This window comes from Campylobacter concisus, from assembly GCF_003049705.1.
GTDB lineage: Bacteria > Campylobacterota > Campylobacteria > Campylobacterales > Campylobacteraceae > Campylobacter_A > Campylobacter_A concisus_AR.
This window is the reverse complement of sequence record NZ_PIRF01000001.1, coordinates 119,165-134,378: the sequence shown is the minus strand read 5'-3', so window position 1 is coordinate 134,378 and position 15,214 is coordinate 119,165. Positions and strand designations below refer to the sequence as shown.

The window sequence follows — 15,214 nt, the reverse complement described above, 5'->3', positions numbered from 1 at the left end:
TTTTTTAAATTTAAACTTTTTTGGGTAAAATCCCATATTTAAAATAAGCTTAATTAACAAGGAAAAATGTGGAATTTGACTATTACGAAATCCTTGAAATTTCAAGAAATGCAAGCGGAGATGAGATCAAAAAAGCCTTTAGAAGACTTGCTTTAAAATATCACCCAGATAGAAATTCTGGCGACAAAGAGGCTGAACTAAAATTTAAACAGATAAATGAAGCTTATCAAGTTTTAAGCGACGAGCAAAAACGCTCTATCTATGACAGATACGGCAAAGAAGGCCTTGAGGGTCGATTTGGTAGCGGTGGCGGATTTAGTGCCGATTTTGACCTTTCAGATATTTTTGACTCATTTTTTGGTGGCGGTTTTGCAAGTAGTTCTAGGCAGAGAAAAAGATACTCTGAAAAATACTCAGCCGATCTTGAAATTCCTATAAATTTGGAGTTTAACGAAGCTATTTTTGGTTGCGAAAAAGAGATAAAATTTGATCAAAAAGTACCTTGTCCAACATGCAATGCAACTGGCAGTAAAGATGGCAAGAGCAAGACATGCCAGCACTGTGGCGGAAGTGGCAGGATAACACGCGGAAATGGCTTTATGAATATCGTCCAAGAGTGTCCATATTGTCACGGAAGCGGTGAAGTAATAAGCGAACCATGCCCCGATTGTAACGCGAAAGCTTATAAAATCCAGCAACAAACTGTAAAGATTACCATACCTGAAGGTGTTGATAGCGGTATGAGGATGAGAGTAGCTGGTAAAGGCAATATCGGCACAAACGGCGTTCAAGGCGATCTTTATGTAAGCATAAACGTAAAAGAAGACAAGCATTTCATTCGTCACAACGACGATGTTTATCTAGAAATTCCTGTCTTTTTCACGCAAGCTATACTTGGCGAGAGTATAAAAATTCCAACGCTTCGAGGAGAAACCGAGCTAAAACTACCTGTTGGAGCAAAAGATAAGCAGCAATTTATATTTGAAAATGAAGGTATTAAAAGCGTAAATTCGCGTAAAAAGGGTAGGCTCGTAGCGCAAATTTCTATTCAAACGCCTGAAAAACTAAGCGATGAGCAAAAAGAGCTTTTAAATAAGCTTCAAGCTAGCTTTGGCATAGAATCAGGTAAATCAAATACCGATGAAAGCGTCTTTGATAAGATAAAAAGCTGGTTTAAAGGCGATGAGCCAAAAGGCAAAAAGAAAAAATAAATTTAATTTGTGGCGTTAAATTTAGCGTCACAAATTTCTGCGAAATAAATTTCCCAAATATTTTTAATATTCACAAAAATGAACGAAAATTTTAAAATTTTGAGTGAGTAAGATTTTAAAATTTACAGAAATAAAACAACATATATTTTTTATTCTTTCATTAAGGGAGAAGTGGCTTTAATTACGGTCTGCTTGCAGTTGCGAGCTAGCACTCTCTTCTCCCTTAATAATCCCTCTTCCCTGACACGTTTAAGGTACATGCTCTAACGCTAAATTACCGCATGTAGTCTAAAACTCTATCAAATTTTTAAATTTACTTTGTGATATAAATTTATCAAAAGGGAGACAAGAGGACTTAAGTTACGAAGCCGTCCCCCTATCCCCCTTTTAAATCCCCTAAACTCCTCGCACGTTAGAGGTGCATGCGTTTTGCTATCGAGCAAGTGTCAGGCAAATCTTAGCAGTCAATTCTTACGAGCAAGCAAAATTTTAAAATTTGCAAGAGAGTATAAATTTACTCAGTTGCAAGATCAAGGTAATAATCAAGCTGGTCGCGTCTGATGATACGTATGAGGTTTGTGCTGCCCTCTACGCCTGTTGGGTGGCCAGCCGTGACGAGATAGGTCTTGTCATGCTCGACATATCCAGCGTCGTAAGCCTTTTTGATGACATTTGCAAGAAGGACATTTAGCTTTGTCTTTTCAAGCACGAGCGCTGGCGTCACGCCCCAAGCAAGGGTAAGCATGTGAGCTGTCTGCTCGTCGTGCGCGATAGCGATGATGTCGATATTTGTGCGGTTTCTAGCTAGTTTTATGGCTGATTTGCCTGAGCCTGTGATAGAGAGTATCGCATTTGCCTTGATACGCACGGCTAGCGAAGCTGCGCTATTTGCGACCATATCCGTCTCGTCAAAAAAGTCAAATTCGTCAAATTTATTGTATGGATAGATGCTTTGCGTCTGGATGATCGTTTTGCTCATCGCCTCTACGACCGCGACTGGGTTTTTGCCGATCGCACTCTCCTCGCTTAGCATAACAGCATCAGTGCCGTCTAGCACGGCGTTTGCCACGTCGCTGATCTCCGCTCTTGTAGCAGTTTCATGCTCAGCCATGCTTAGCATCATCTGCGTTGCTGTGATGACTGGCTTGCTGGCTGCATTTGCCTTTTTGATGATGAGCTTTTGAATAGTAGGCACCTTGTAAAATGGCACCTCTATGCCAAGATCGCCACGAGCTACCATGATACCGTCACTCTTTGCGATGATGTCGTCTATGTTTTCGACCGCGTCAAATTTCTCGATCTTAGACAAGATAGCCGCTTTGGAGCCAAATTCTTTTAAGATATTTCTTGCTTTTATCACATCATTTGCATCTTGCACGAAGCTAATGGCAACGAAATTTACGCCCTGCTTTGCGCCAAATTCCATATCTTCTTTATCTTTTGGCGTGATGATGTCGATGCCAAGGGCGGTGTTTGGGAAATTTACCCCTTTGTTTGAGTTTAAAATCCCGTCATTTTCGATGATGGTTTTTACCACCTCTTTGCCCTCGCCTGTAACTCTTGCTCTGATCGAGCCATCGTAGAGATAGACGTACTCGCCAGCCTTTAGCATAGGTAAAATTTGAGGCTGATTTAGGCTCACTCTATAAACGCCTTTTTCAATCTTTTCGCCCACGATATCCTCGGCATAAATGCTAAGCTCGTCGCCAGCTTTTAAGTAAAATGGCTCGCTAAGCTTGCCAACTCTGATCTTTGGACCGCAGATATCTTGTAAAATTCCTATTCTTTTATTTAGCTTTTTTTCGATATTTCTTATCTTGTCAATGTTTGATTTATGGTATTCGTGTGTCCCATGGCTAAAATTTAAACGAAAGACATTAACACCCGCTTTTACCATCGCTTCCATTGTCTCTTCATTATCACTTGCTGGCCCCAAAGTAGCTACGATTTTTGTCTTTTTTATCATTTTATGCCCCATAAATTTGATTTTTGCGATTATAACACATTTTAATAATGTAATTTTTTGTATAATAGGCAAAAATTTCAAAGGAGAAGATATGAATAAATTTTTATTAGCGTCTCTTGGTTTAGCAGCTGTTGCTTGCGTTGCTATGGGAGATGATAAAGTTTATAAGCTAAAGCTTGCTAGCTCATGGGAGAGCACTATGCCAGTGCTTGGTGATGTACCAAAAGAGCTAAAGGATAAAGTTGAAAAGATGAGCAATGGCAGACTTGAGCTAAGGATTGATTATCCATCAAAACATAAATCACCTTTTGCAATGCTTGATTTTGCTAAAAGCGGTCAATACGACATTACCTACACAAGTAGCTATTATTATAAAGGCAAAGATGCTAAAACTATATTTTTTACAGCAACTCCATTTATGATGAATACTGACGAGCAAACAGCTTGGTATGAATTTGGCGGCGGTAAGGAGCTTGAGGCAAAAGTTTACGATCCATACAACATCAAAATTTTTAGAGCTGGAAATACCGGCATGCAAATGGGTGGCTGGTTTAAAAAAGAGATCAAATCACTAGATGATATCAAAGGCTTAAAGATAAGAATTCCAGGCTTTGGTGGTGAAATTTACGCTAAGCTTGGCGCTAACATCAATACTATCCCAACTGGTGAGCTTTACATGGCTCTTGAGATGGGAACGATCGACTCAGTCGAATGGGTTAGCCCAGCTTATGATATGGCACTTGGCTTTCACAAAGTGGCAAAATACTACTACACAGGCTGGCAAGAGCCAAACGGTGAAACTCAATTTTTCTTTAATAAAAAATCATACGAGAAGCTTCCAGATGACCTAAAAGCAATCTTTGAAGCAGCTGCAGCCGAAGTAGCAAGAGATGCAAATACAAAAGTATTTTATTCAAATGTCGAGTACTGGGATAAAATGAAAAGCGAGTATCCAGACATCCAAGTAAAATCTTTCCCACCAGAAGTAATCGCAGCTCTTAAAAAAGCCACAAATGAGCTTCTTGATGAAGAGAGTGCTAAAGATCCATTATTTAAAGAGATCGTTGAGTCGCAAAGAGCTTTCCTTAAAAAAGCAAGAGAATGGACTAAAATTTCTGACTACGCTTATATCAAAACAAATGAATAGTAAAATTTAGCAGGGATCTTCCCTGCTTTTTATATTTACTCCAATTACTTTCAATAAAAATTTTAATCAAAATATTTTCTACAAGCCATAAAATTTAACTTAGTTTAAAACCAAACTTACGCAAATTTTATAAAAAATAAATACTAATTGGTTATAGATAGAAAATTTCTCTCATTGAGCGCTCGATCTTTGATTCATCAAGTGTATTATTAAAAAATAAATTTAGTGCTAGAACTGCTTGATATAAAAGCATATCAGCACCATCTTTTACGTCAAGGCTACTTTGCTTGGCCATTTCTAAAAATGGTGTTTGCTTACCATAAATCACATCAAATGCGAATTTAGCATCTTTAAAAATGCTTTTTAAAATTTCTTTAGGTGCTGGTAAAAAATCATCCTTTAAGCCAGCAGAGGTCGAGTTAATGACTAGATCAAATATTTGCTCTTCGTAGTTATCCCAGCTAAAGCATTCGTATTCATTTTTAAATTTCTCAAGCCTATCTTTGCTTCTATTTAGTATGCAAACATCAACGCCTTGTTCTTTTAATGCATAAGTTATGGCATTTGCAGTACCGCCAGCTCCAAGAACAATAGCTTTTTTTACATCTTTAAAATTTTTTATTGCCTTTAAAAACCCAGGCGCATCTGTATTGTGAGCATAAATTTTGTCATTTTTAAGCACAAGAGTATTTGCAGAGCCTATTTTACGAGCTATATCTGAAGCTTCATCGGCTAAATTTAAAGCCCACTCTTTATGTGGAAGTGTTACGTTTGCACCATTTAATTTTAAGGATTTAAATTTATTGATTAATTCGCTACCATCTTTTAGCAAGACTCTTGTATAAAGTGCTTTTAAGCCCAGGTCTGCAATGGCTTTATTGTGCAGCCTCGGAGATACCGAGTGAGCTATTGGATCTCCAAAGACTGCGAATGTTTTCATTTTGCTCTAAAGATAAAAGCGTCTTTATTGATATCTTTTCTAATATCGCCTACTGCTTTTTGAAGCGTTTTTTCATCAAATGGACCAACTAAAATTTTAGTCAGTTCACCAACTTTTATAGTCTTGTAGCTATATCCCTTAGCAGCGATCTTCTTCATATATTCAGCATTTGGATTAAATTTACTAGTCACAAATACTTGAACATAAGAGCCTTTTGTAGCAGGTTCAGTTTTAGCTACTTCAGCTTTTTTATCCGTTTTTTCTATTTTGGTTTCAACCTTTTTTTCAATCTTTTTATCTACTTTATTTTCAGCCTTAGCTGGTTTTGCCTCACTCTTTTTATCAGTAGCTGCTACTTTTTCGACTTTTTTAACTGAAGTATCTACTTTTGTCTCAGCTTTTTTTGCTGGTATTTCAGCAGGCTTTTCGATAGGCTTAACTATCTCTTTTGGCTCTTCAGTTTTAGAAATAGGCTTATTATTTTCTTTATCTTTTAGCTTTTTGATCATATCTTCAAATTCGTCTTGTTGCTTATTTTCAGGCACGATCGGTACTTGTTCAAAAAGCTGTGTATCGCCTTTTTTATTGTCTGAATTTGTATCAGCTATCGGAGCTTGTCTATCTACTGGCTGCTCAGCTGGTACTGGAGGAAGCACTAGTCTTGAATCAGCTTCATTTTGAGCTTGTGAAGGATCGCTTGAATTTACTAGCTTCATAGCCACTACAATGATCAAAAAAAGTATAATAAGAGCTGCTATAAATATAAGAAGTTTTTTTAGCTTCAATCCTCTTGCGTCATCGTCTCTTTCTAAAAGAATATCTTTTAACTCATCGTTTTCCACTTTTTATCCTTAATTACATATATTTTGACCAACTTGCCCCGCGCTCTTTTTGATAGAGCTTATAAGGTAAAGTTAGTATGTTAAATTCTTTTGGCATATCGATATTTGGAAACATCCTCCACTCTTTAGGTAGCTTCTGTGAAAGCTTTGCGTTGAGCACGTTTGCCAGCTGACAAGCCTCATTTAGCGTAGTGTGGCCTTTATGCACATAAAGATGCAGATGACCTGGTGTCTTACTCTCATAGGCTGTAAAATTTATAAATCCCTCTTCTCTTAAAAGAAGCTGTGCTTTATGCCAAAATCTATCAGGGGTTCTGCCGTTATAGTCAAAGACTATATTTTCAACTTTATCATTTGCATTTATTAAAGAGTGTGCGATAACAGCTTTGCCTTCTTCATGCTCTTTCATAATACTATAGGTCAGTGGCTCATTTATCTTTTCAAATTTATCAAAGAAAATTTTGCCTCTGTATTCTATTTTATTAACGATCATATCACGTTTGATATAGTAGTGAGTTGTAATAATCTTTATAAGTGCCGTATCAATACTTTGCATCAAAATGTCGCTTTATCATAGATTATAAATTTATGAGCAAGTTCAACTAGCTCAGCTTTTGTCTTCTCTTGCAAAGATGTGTTGTTTATGTCGCTTAATACGTCAGCTATTTTGTTTGCTATTAGTTCAAACTCAGCTTCTTTCATGCCACGAGCTGTAAGCGCAGGACTACCAACACGTATACCACTTGTGATAAATGGGCTTCTTATCTCGCCTGGAACCGTATTTTTATTTACCGTTATTCCAGCATTTCCAAGAGCGATATCTGCGTCTTTACCGCTAAAATCTCTATTTAAAAAGCTCATTAATATTAGGTGGTTATCGGTACCGCCGCTCACTAGATCAAAGCCTCTTTTTATTAGTACTTCGCCTAATTTTTTAGCATTTGCTTTTACTTGTTTAGCATAAATTTTCCACTCAGGGCTAAGGTTGTGCTTAAAGCCAACTGCCTTTGCTGCGATGACATGAACTAGTGGTCCGCCCTGGATGCCTGGAAAAATAGAGGCATTTATCTTCTTAGCATACTCTTCGTTGTTTGTCATAATGATACCGCCTCTTGGGCCTCTTAGGGTTTTATGCGTAGTTGAGCTTACGACATCGCAGTATGGAAAAGGACTTTGATGCTCACCAGCAACAACAAGACCAGCAATGTGAGCAACATCTGCAAAGAGTATCGCCCCAACAGCGTCGGCTATCTCACGAAATTTTTTAAACTCGATCTCTCTTGTGTATGCGCTTGCGCCACAAACGATCATCTTTGGTTTTACTATCTTTGCGATATCCATGACCCTATCGTAGTTTATACGGCCATCAAGCTCTACACCATAGAAAAAGCTCTCATACATCTTGCCAGAGCTACTTACCTTTGCGCCGTGTGTTAAGTGTCCACCATGGCTTAGATCCATTCCTAAAATTTTATCGCCTGGATTAAGTAAAGCGCCGTAAACACCTTGATTTGCCTGAGAGCCAGAGTTTGGTTGAACGTTTGCAAATTCACATCCAAAAAGCTCTTTACATCTATCGATCGCTATTTGCTCGATCTCATCGACAAATTCGCAGCCACCATAATATCTCTTGCCAGGATAACCTTCAGCGTATTTGTTTGTTAGGATTGAGCCCATTACTTCCATAACTTCTGGATATGTAAAATTTTCACTAGCGATCATCTCAAGGTGATCACATTGGCGTTTTAACTCTAAATTTACTAGATCGTAAATGTCCTTATCATAGCTTTGCAAACTCATTTTTCATTCTCCTTTATCTCATTTTTAAGTGGCCTCATCGCTGGGAAGAGCACAACATCACGTATTGATTTTTTATCCGTTAAAAGCATCACGAGCCTATCGATGCCTATACCCTCACCTGCAACTGGTGGCATGCCGTATCCTAGGGCTTTTACATAGTCCTCGTCCATCTCATGTGCCTCGTCATCGCCTGCGTTTTTAGCATCGATTTGCGCTTTAAAGCGGTTGTATTGATCAATTGGATCATTTAGCTCGTTAAAGCCATTTGCTAGCTCGCGACCAGCGATAAATAACTCAAATCTCTCAGCCACATCAGGATTTGCATCACTTCTTCTTGAAAGTGGGCTGATCGAAATCGGATAATCAATAACAAATGTTGGGTGTATAAGCTTGCTCTCTACATAGTTATCAAATAGCTCAGCCTGCAAGTGACCAAGATCAAGCTTCTCATTTGCTTCAAGGCCATCAGCTCTTAGTTTTGCTAAAATTTTATCTTTATCGTTTATGATATTCTCATCTAGTCCGCCGATCTCAACGAGAGCTTTTTTGTAGCTTATTCGCTTAAATGGCTTACTAAAATCAATTTCCATGCCATCAAAATTTACAACTTTTTCCATATCTAGCTTGTCTAAAATGACATTAAAAAGATCCTCTGTGATACCCATTAAATCGTGGTAGTTGTGGTATGCCCAGTAAAACTCTATACTTGTAAACTCAGGATTGTGAGTAAGATCCATACCTTCGTTTCTAAAATTTCTATTCATCTCATAAACAGCCTCAAAGCCACCTACTATAAGGCGTTTGAGGTATAGCTCAGGTGCGATCCTTAGATATCTCTCTACTCCAAGGGCATTGTGAAAAGTGATAAATGGCTTGGCGTTTGCACCGCCTGCTATTGGGTGTAGCATCGGAGTTTCAACTTCTAAAAAGCCTTTTTCTTCAAAAAATCTTCTAATCGTACTTATAATCACTGAGCGTCTTTTAAAATCAGCTCTAACTTCAGGATTCATTATCATATCAAGATATCTTTGGCGATATCTTGTCTCAACATCAACTAGACCATGATACTTCTCAGGAAGTGGACTTATCGACTTTGAAGCAAGGCTAAGCTCGCTTACATGCATGGAAAATTCGCCAGTTCTTGTTATAAATGCATAACCTCTGACATAGACGATATCGCCTATCTCTACGTATTTTTTAACGATTTTAAACCACTCTGGATCAAGCGTTTTATTGCTAAAGTAAATTTGTAAATTTCCATCTTCATCTTCGATATTTGCAAAAACCGCTTTTCCAGCATCACGAATTAGTTTTATTCTACCTGCAAGACCTACTAGCTGACCTTCGGCCTTTTTTTCTTCTGTATCATTAATGTAATTAAATTTTAGTCTAAATTTAGAGATATTCATATCTCTTCTAAGAAAATGCGGATATGGATTAATTCCTAAATTTCTTAGCTCGTCTATGCTTTGTAGTCGTTGAATCTCATGTTGATTGTCAAATATCACCTTACTTTCCCTTTATATTATTTTTTGAGCATTTTTCACAAATTCCATAAAGCTGCATCATATGACCGGTTAGTTTAAAGCCATGATCTTTTGCGATACTGATTTGTCTTTTTTCTATCATTGGATCTTCAAATTCTATGATAAGACCACATTTTCTGCATATCATATGATCGTGATGTGGCTTTGTAGCAAGCTCAAATTTTTTGCCTTGTGAACCAAAGCTGATTGATGTCACCATCTCTGATTCTTCAAGTAGATTTAGTGTTCTATAAACAGTTGCGATACCAATATTTAGCTCAGGGTGTGTCTCTTTTATAAAAAGATAAAGTCTTTCTGGAGTAAAGTGTTCGCCATTGTTGTATAGCGTTTTTAGTAAAATTTCACGCTGTTTCGTATATTTTAAACCATTGTCGCGAAGCACTCTTTTGAATTTCTCAAGCAACGCATCATATTCTAAATTTTCTATCATTTTATTCCCCTTTTGTGATATTAGAGTCGGTATTTACACTAGCATTTGCATCCATTGAGATAAATGCATCAGTTTTATTTGTATCCATTGGTCTTGCCACTATCTCATCTAACTCACTTTTGATATTTTTTACATCAAGGTTTGTTATCCATTTGCCAGTTTCTATCAAAACCGGATAAACTTTACTGTTCGCAAAATAAGGAGCAATTATATTATTTAGCGAAGTGCCAGATATCACAGCAACTACTGCCGAAAATGTTAAGAAAATTTTTCCACTTCCCATAACAAATCCACCAAGTCTATCCAAAAAACCAAGTCCGCTTACTGAAACTATTTTTGATAAAAATTTACCAACTAGCAAGCAAACTATCCAGAAAACTAGCCAAAGAGAGATAAATGCAACAAACTGTAAAAACGAAGGATTTTCAAATTTATATATATTTTTAGTTATAAACTCACCAGATAGATCTGAAAACCTGCTAGCTATAATTAAGCCACCGATAAGTCCGATAAGCCCGAAAGCTTCTTTGATAAGTCCATTTAATATGCCTTTTATGCCAAGCATCAAGACAAGAGCAATAATAATAATATCAAACCACGTTACTAAATCCATTATATAGTTCCTATTAAATTTTGAAGTTCTTGCTGGCTAGTTGAATAAGCTAGCGCATTTTCTTTTGTAATCTTACCCTCTTTTAGTACTTTCATCAAAGCCTGGGTTTGCGTACTCATACCAGTTTGTTGTTGATTTAGCTGCATCTGAGAGTAAATTTGATGTATTTTGTTTTCACGTATCAAGTTTGAGATAGCCATATTGTTTATTAAAATTTCATGCACAGCGCACCTTCCACCGCCTATCTTTGGGATCAGACTTTGTGAAACGACAGCAGTTAGCGAAACACTAAGCATATTTCTTACTTGTAATTGCTCACTTCCATCGAAACTATCAACGATCCTATTTATAGTTTGAATGGCTGAATTTGTGTGAAGCGTACCAAAGACTAAGTGTCCAGTCTCAGCCGCCGTAATAGCCGTTGAAATCGTTTCTCTATCTCTCATCTCGCCCACAAGTATGATATCTGGGTCTTCACGAACCGCAGATTTTAGAGCCCTTGAATAAGAAGTTGCGTCAGTGCCGATATTTCTATGAGAAAATAGGGCTTTTTTATTGTTATGCACAAACTCGACTGGATCCTCAATTGTAATAATATGCTTTCTATAATTTAAATTTATCTCATTAAGCATGGCTGCAAGAGTTGTTGATTTACCACTTCCTGTTGGTCCGGTAACCAAAATAAGACCTTTTTCACGCTTAATAATATGTTTAAAAATTTGTGGGGCATTTAACTCATCAAGAGATGGGATATTTATTGGGATTATACGAAAAGCAGCAGCTAAATCACCATTCATGGTATAGTAATAGTTGCCACGAAAGCGACCAATATCTGGAAGCTCGATCGCAAAGTCAAGCTCTTTATTATTCTCAAGTTCACTTTTTTGTTCATCAGTAATCAAAGCAAAACATAAATTCTCTATATCCTTGCCTCTTAGCACGCCAAAATCAATAGGCTTTAAAGCACCATCTACTCTTATTTGCGGCTCAGATCTTGAAACAAGGTGAAGATCGCTTGCCTTATCACTCACAACAGTTTTTAAAAGTGTTTTTATATCGCCAGCAAGATTATTAAGGCTATTATCTTCTGGTATTTTTACACTTAAATTCTTTGCCTGAAGCTGTTCGATTAGATCCATATTTTTACCATTATTCTATTATTTTTGGTACAGCAAAAAAATGCCCTTCACGCGAAGGAGCGTATTTCAAGATCGTATCAATCACATCGCTTGGTCTTGGCTCATCTTCTCTTAAAGGTGTGCCACCTTTTATAGAGCTAACTACAGCTTCATCGCTGCTTAGATCAAGTTCGTTTAAAATATCAACAAAAGATACAATCTCACTTAGTTGTTTTTTTACTTCTTCTCTTTTTTCATCACTGATTTGTAAGGCAGAAAGTTTTTCTAATTTATTTAAAAGAGTATCATCTATTTGCATTATATAAGTAACCTTATTAATTAATTTTGAGCCATTATATCACATTCAAGCTTTAATTTTGGGATAGTTTTAATTTAATTATGTTAAAATCTGCGAATTAAAATTTTTTAAAAATAAAGGAAAAGCGTTGGCTATAAAAGAAGATCTAACACAGATAAAACAAGAGATTGGTGCTCAAGAACAGTTTTTAGAAAGCATGATCAAAGGTGAGCGTTTCTTTAGAAAGTATAAAAAATTTATGATAATTGCCATTATCGTTGCCGTCATTGCAATTATTGGATTTTATTCGAACAAAATAATAAATGATAATAGAATTGAAGATGCAAATTTGGCTTACTCAAAGCTCATTTTAAATCCAAACGATGCAAATGCCTTAAGCATTTTAAAAGAAAAAGAACCAAATTTATATGCACTTTTTTCACTTCAGCAAAAGCTTGATAAAAATGAGACAAATGGCATTAGTGAACTTGCAAATTTAAAAGTAAATCCTATAGTAAAAGATATCATTCTTTCACAAAATGGTAATGCAAACACTCAGATTTTAAGCGAATATAGCACACTTTTAAAAGGTTTTGAGCTTTTAAAACAAAACAAAATCAAAGAAGCAAATGATGAGTTTAATAAAATTTCACTCGACTCTCAACTTCAAACTTTAGTTAAAAATTTAAAACACTATCAGGGAATAAAATAATGAAAAAAATTACTCTTTTCTTGGCTTTTGCCTTGGCTTTAGTTTTAAGCGGATGTGGCACAAAAAGACAATATTTCGAGCCAGCTCAAACCTCTGGCAAAATTTCTTTGTCAAAAGATATGCCATCTTATATCAAATCAGCAAATGCAAATGGCGCCACTCTTGACAACGGCAATATCATCACCAAAAACGGTCTAAATACAAACATCAAGTTGCCTGAAAATTTTAATTTCTTAAATGAAAACAACGGCTTTATCATATCAGCTAGTATAAATGGCGATCTAAATGTGACAGATCCTAGTGGACACAGCGTTTATAGCAATAAATTTCCAACAGCAATCGTTGCTGCTTCTCTTGATCAAAACCTATTAGCAGCTATCAGCACGGCAAACCACATCTATCTAATAGACATAAATACCGCAACAACAATAATGGAATATAGCTCGTCTAATATAGCAGCGGTTGATTCAAGGGTCGTAGCACCATTTTTTATGAGCTCGCTTATCGTTTATCCGGCATTAGATGGCAAAATTTATATAGTACAAAAAGAGACTGGTAGAATTTTACGTGACGTGGTCGTAAGCTCTGAAAATTTCTTTAATAACATCATATTCTTAGGCGTTGAGGGCGATAATCTAATTGCAGCAACAGCAAAAAAACTAATCGTCATTAACCCAAGTCAAACGGTTTATTATGACGGTGAGATCAAAGATGTACTAGTTAATAACGATGAAATTTATATCTTTAAAAAAGATGGTACGATCGTAAGAACAAATCTTATGCTAAAAGAGCAAAATAAAGTAAATTTCAAATTTGCCATCTTCTCAGCAGCTACTATTATCAATAATAAGCTCTACATAATCGAAAAAACAGGCTACGTTATAAAAACAAATTTAGACCTCAGTGGAGCTGAAATTTATGAATTTAGCGATGAGATAAAAGATAAAAGCTTTATGGGCAATGATACCTTTTATTATGATAATGAACTTGTTAATTTAGGGCAATGAACCAAAAAATTTGGGAGCTTTTTGAAGCCAAAAAAATCCTTTTAAAAGATATCAAAGCACTTAATACAAGTGAATTTAGTACAAAAAAGACGCTTGATATCTTTTGGGGAGTGGACAATAAGAGCTTTTATAGTCTTATCTTTTTAAGAAAAGCAAAAAGTAGATTGCTACGTAAAGAGGCTTTGGAGCTTGAAGAAATTTCTAAAAAAATAGAGATGAAATTCCAAACAAATCTAAGAAAAAAAACTATATTTTATAGCTCAGAAATTTGTTCTAAAGCCTTAAAAGAACTACAAGACAATAATTGGCGATGTTATGATTTTGTGTAATATAGGCAATACTAACGCTACATTTTTAGAAGATGGCAAAATCTCACGTATGAAAATTTCTGAGTTTAAAAGCTATAAGCCAGAAAAAAAAGTATATTTTATATCCGTAAATGATGAAATTTTAAATATTTTAAAAGATAATAAGATGTTTGTGGATCTAGAACCATTTTTTACTATTGATACGATATATCAGGGTCTAGGTGTAGATAGAATCGCAGCATGTTACTCTATAAATAATGGCGTAATCGTTGATGCTGGAAGCGCCATAACAGTTGACATTATGGCAAATTCTATCCATCTTGGAGGATATATCTTGCCAGGCATTTCAAGTATGCTAAACGCCTACAAAAGTATCTCGCCACGACTTGATATTACTATAAATTCACAAATTGACATAGATGCACTACCACAAAAAACAGCTGATGCCGTGAGTTATGGCATTATTAAACCAATAATAACTCTACTAGATAAGCTAGCCGGTGATAAAAAAGTCTATTTTACTGGTGGAGATGGCGATTTTTTGTCAAAATTTTTTAAAAATGCTATTTGCGACAAGATGCTAGTTTTTCGTGCCATGCAAAAGCTAATAACTGAAAAGAAAGATATGATAATATGATAACAGTAGCACTACCAAAGGGAAGAATAGCCGAGGCAACACTAGAAATTTTTAGAAAAATTTTTGGTTCAAGTTTTTTATTTGAAGATAGAAAATTAATCCTTGAAGAAGGAAATTTTAGATTTTTAATGGTTCGCAACCAAGATATCCCAACTTATGTCACTGAAGGTGCGGCTGATATTGGTGTAGTGGGGCTCGACGTACTTGAAGAGCACAAGCCAAATGTTGTAAGGCTACTGGATTTAAAAATCGGACAGTGCAAAGTTTGTATTGGCATAAAAAACGACTCTGAACTAGATCTAAACCAGCCAGAGCTAAAAATAGCCACAAAAATGCCAAATATAACAAGAAATTATTTTACGAAACAAGCCGTAGCTGTAAAGATCATTAAGCTTTATGGCTCGATCGAACTTGCACCATTAGTTGGCTTAAGCGATGCGATAGTTGATGTAGTCGAAACTGGCTCAACCATGAAACAAAATGGGCTAAAGATCGCTGGTGATATCATACAAAGCTCAGCTTATCTAATAGCAAATAAAAATAGTTTTATTATTAAAAAAGATGAGATTTTAGAACTTTACAAAAAAATCAAAGAAGAAATTTAAAGTCCTTCTCTCTTATCATAAAGTGCAAAATTT

17 protein-coding genes are annotated in these 15,214 nt (G+C 36.0%); 7 read left to right on the top strand and 10 right to left on the bottom strand.

Annotated elements, in window-relative coordinates:
• Positions 1-68 precede the first annotated feature (68 nt).
• Complete coding sequence (gene dnaJ, locus CVT05_RS00705; protein WP_054197114.1) at positions 69-1,211, top strand: molecular chaperone DnaJ; 1,143 nt, start codon at positions 69-71, stop codon at positions 1,209-1,211.
• A gap of 514 nt (positions 1,212-1,725) precedes the next feature.
• Here the strand turns inward: dnaJ and pyk are convergent.
• A complete protein-coding gene (gene pyk, locus CVT05_RS00700; protein ID WP_107697455.1) occupies positions 1,726-3,177 on the bottom strand; it encodes a pyruvate kinase in 1,452 nt (483 codons plus the stop codon).
• 91 nt (positions 3,178-3,268) lie between these two features.
• Here pyk and CVT05_RS00695 point away from each other — a divergent pair, with 91 nt between their 5' ends.
• Entirely contained in the window at positions 3,269-4,324 is a 1,056-nt protein-coding gene (locus tag CVT05_RS00695; RefSeq protein ID WP_021091622.1) for a TRAP transporter substrate-binding protein, read from the top strand.
• Positions 4,325-4,475: 151 nt separating this feature from the next.
• Here CVT05_RS00695 and CVT05_RS00690 read toward each other — a convergent pair whose 3' ends face one another.
• The 9 genes from CVT05_RS00690 to gatC are packed head-to-tail and all read right to left on the bottom strand — an operon-like array spanning position 4,476 to position 11,933.
• A complete protein-coding gene (locus CVT05_RS00690; RefSeq protein WP_107697454.1) occupies positions 4,476-5,264 on the bottom strand; it encodes a shikimate dehydrogenase in 789 nt (262 codons plus the stop codon).
• The gene (locus tag CVT05_RS00685) at positions 5,261-6,106 is read right to left on the bottom strand and encodes an SPOR domain-containing protein (protein WP_107696009.1); all 846 of its coding nucleotides are present in this window, start codon (positions 6,104-6,106) and stop codon (positions 5,261-5,263) included. Before CVT05_RS00685 ends, CVT05_RS00690 begins: the two co-directional genes overlap by 4 nt.
• Positions 6,107-6,119: 13 nt before the next feature.
• Entirely contained in the window at positions 6,120-6,662 is a 543-nt protein-coding gene (locus CVT05_RS00680) for a DUF1882 domain-containing protein (protein ID WP_107696102.1), read from the bottom strand.
• Positions 6,662-7,906 (bottom strand): serine hydroxymethyltransferase, encoded by a 1,245-nt coding sequence (locus CVT05_RS00675; RefSeq protein WP_107696010.1) that lies wholly within the window; start codon positions 7,904-7,906, stop codon positions 6,662-6,664. Before CVT05_RS00675 ends, CVT05_RS00680 begins: the two co-directional genes overlap by 1 nt.
• Positions 7,903-9,411, bottom strand: coding sequence for a lysine--tRNA ligase (lysS, locus tag CVT05_RS00670; protein ID WP_223154669.1), 1,509 nt, complete (start codon positions 9,409-9,411; stop codon positions 7,903-7,905). The genes CVT05_RS00675 and lysS overlap by 4 nt, the downstream gene beginning before the upstream one ends.
• Before the next feature lie 4 nt (positions 9,412-9,415).
• Complete coding sequence (locus CVT05_RS00665; protein WP_021091630.1) at positions 9,416-9,883, bottom strand: Fur family transcriptional regulator; 468 nt, start codon at positions 9,881-9,883, stop codon at positions 9,416-9,418.
• 1 nt (position 9,884) lies between these two features.
• The gene (locus CVT05_RS00660) at positions 9,885-10,496 is read right to left on the bottom strand and encodes a CvpA family protein (RefSeq protein WP_054197121.1); all 612 of its coding nucleotides are present in this window, start codon (positions 10,494-10,496) and stop codon (positions 9,885-9,887) included.
• Positions 10,496-11,635 (bottom strand): type IV pilus twitching motility protein PilT, encoded by a 1,140-nt coding sequence (locus CVT05_RS00655; RefSeq protein WP_103577001.1) that lies wholly within the window; start codon positions 11,633-11,635, stop codon positions 10,496-10,498. The genes CVT05_RS00660 and CVT05_RS00655 overlap by 1 nt, the downstream gene beginning before the upstream one ends.
• Before the next feature lie 10 nt (positions 11,636-11,645).
• Positions 11,646-11,933 carry an Asp-tRNA(Asn)/Glu-tRNA(Gln) amidotransferase subunit GatC gene (gatC, locus tag CVT05_RS00650; protein ID WP_072594515.1) on the bottom strand — a complete coding sequence of 96 codons (288 nt, stop codon included), beginning with the start codon at positions 11,931-11,933 and terminating at the stop codon, positions 11,646-11,648.
• A 127-nt stretch (positions 11,934-12,060) separates the two neighbouring features.
• On the opposite strand from gatC, the gene CVT05_RS00645 reads away from it, so the two are divergent.
• From CVT05_RS00645 to hisG, 5 genes are read left to right on the top strand one after another with little or no spacing between them, the layout of a single operon-like run.
• Positions 12,061-12,624 (top strand): hypothetical protein, encoded by a 564-nt coding sequence (locus tag CVT05_RS00645; RefSeq protein WP_087580345.1) that lies wholly within the window; start codon positions 12,061-12,063, stop codon positions 12,622-12,624.
• A complete protein-coding gene (locus tag CVT05_RS00640) occupies positions 12,624-13,631 on the top strand; it encodes an L-seryl-tRNA selenium transferase (protein ID WP_107697453.1) in 1,008 nt (335 codons plus the stop codon). Before CVT05_RS00645 ends, CVT05_RS00640 begins: the two co-directional genes overlap by 1 nt.
• Positions 13,628-13,960, top strand: coding sequence for a hypothetical protein (locus CVT05_RS00635; RefSeq protein ID WP_107697452.1), 333 nt, complete (start codon positions 13,628-13,630; stop codon positions 13,958-13,960). Before CVT05_RS00640 ends, CVT05_RS00635 begins: the two co-directional genes overlap by 4 nt.
• Entirely contained in the window at positions 13,947-14,576 is a 630-nt protein-coding gene (locus tag CVT05_RS00630) for a type III pantothenate kinase (RefSeq protein ID WP_084041953.1), read from the top strand. Before CVT05_RS00635 ends, CVT05_RS00630 begins: the two co-directional genes overlap by 14 nt.
• Positions 14,573-15,181, top strand: a complete 609-nt coding sequence (gene hisG / locus CVT05_RS00625) for an ATP phosphoribosyltransferase (RefSeq protein WP_107697451.1) — start codon at positions 14,573-14,575, stop codon at positions 15,179-15,181. The genes CVT05_RS00630 and hisG overlap by 4 nt, the downstream gene beginning before the upstream one ends.
• Positions 15,182-15,214: the final 33 nt, after the last annotated feature.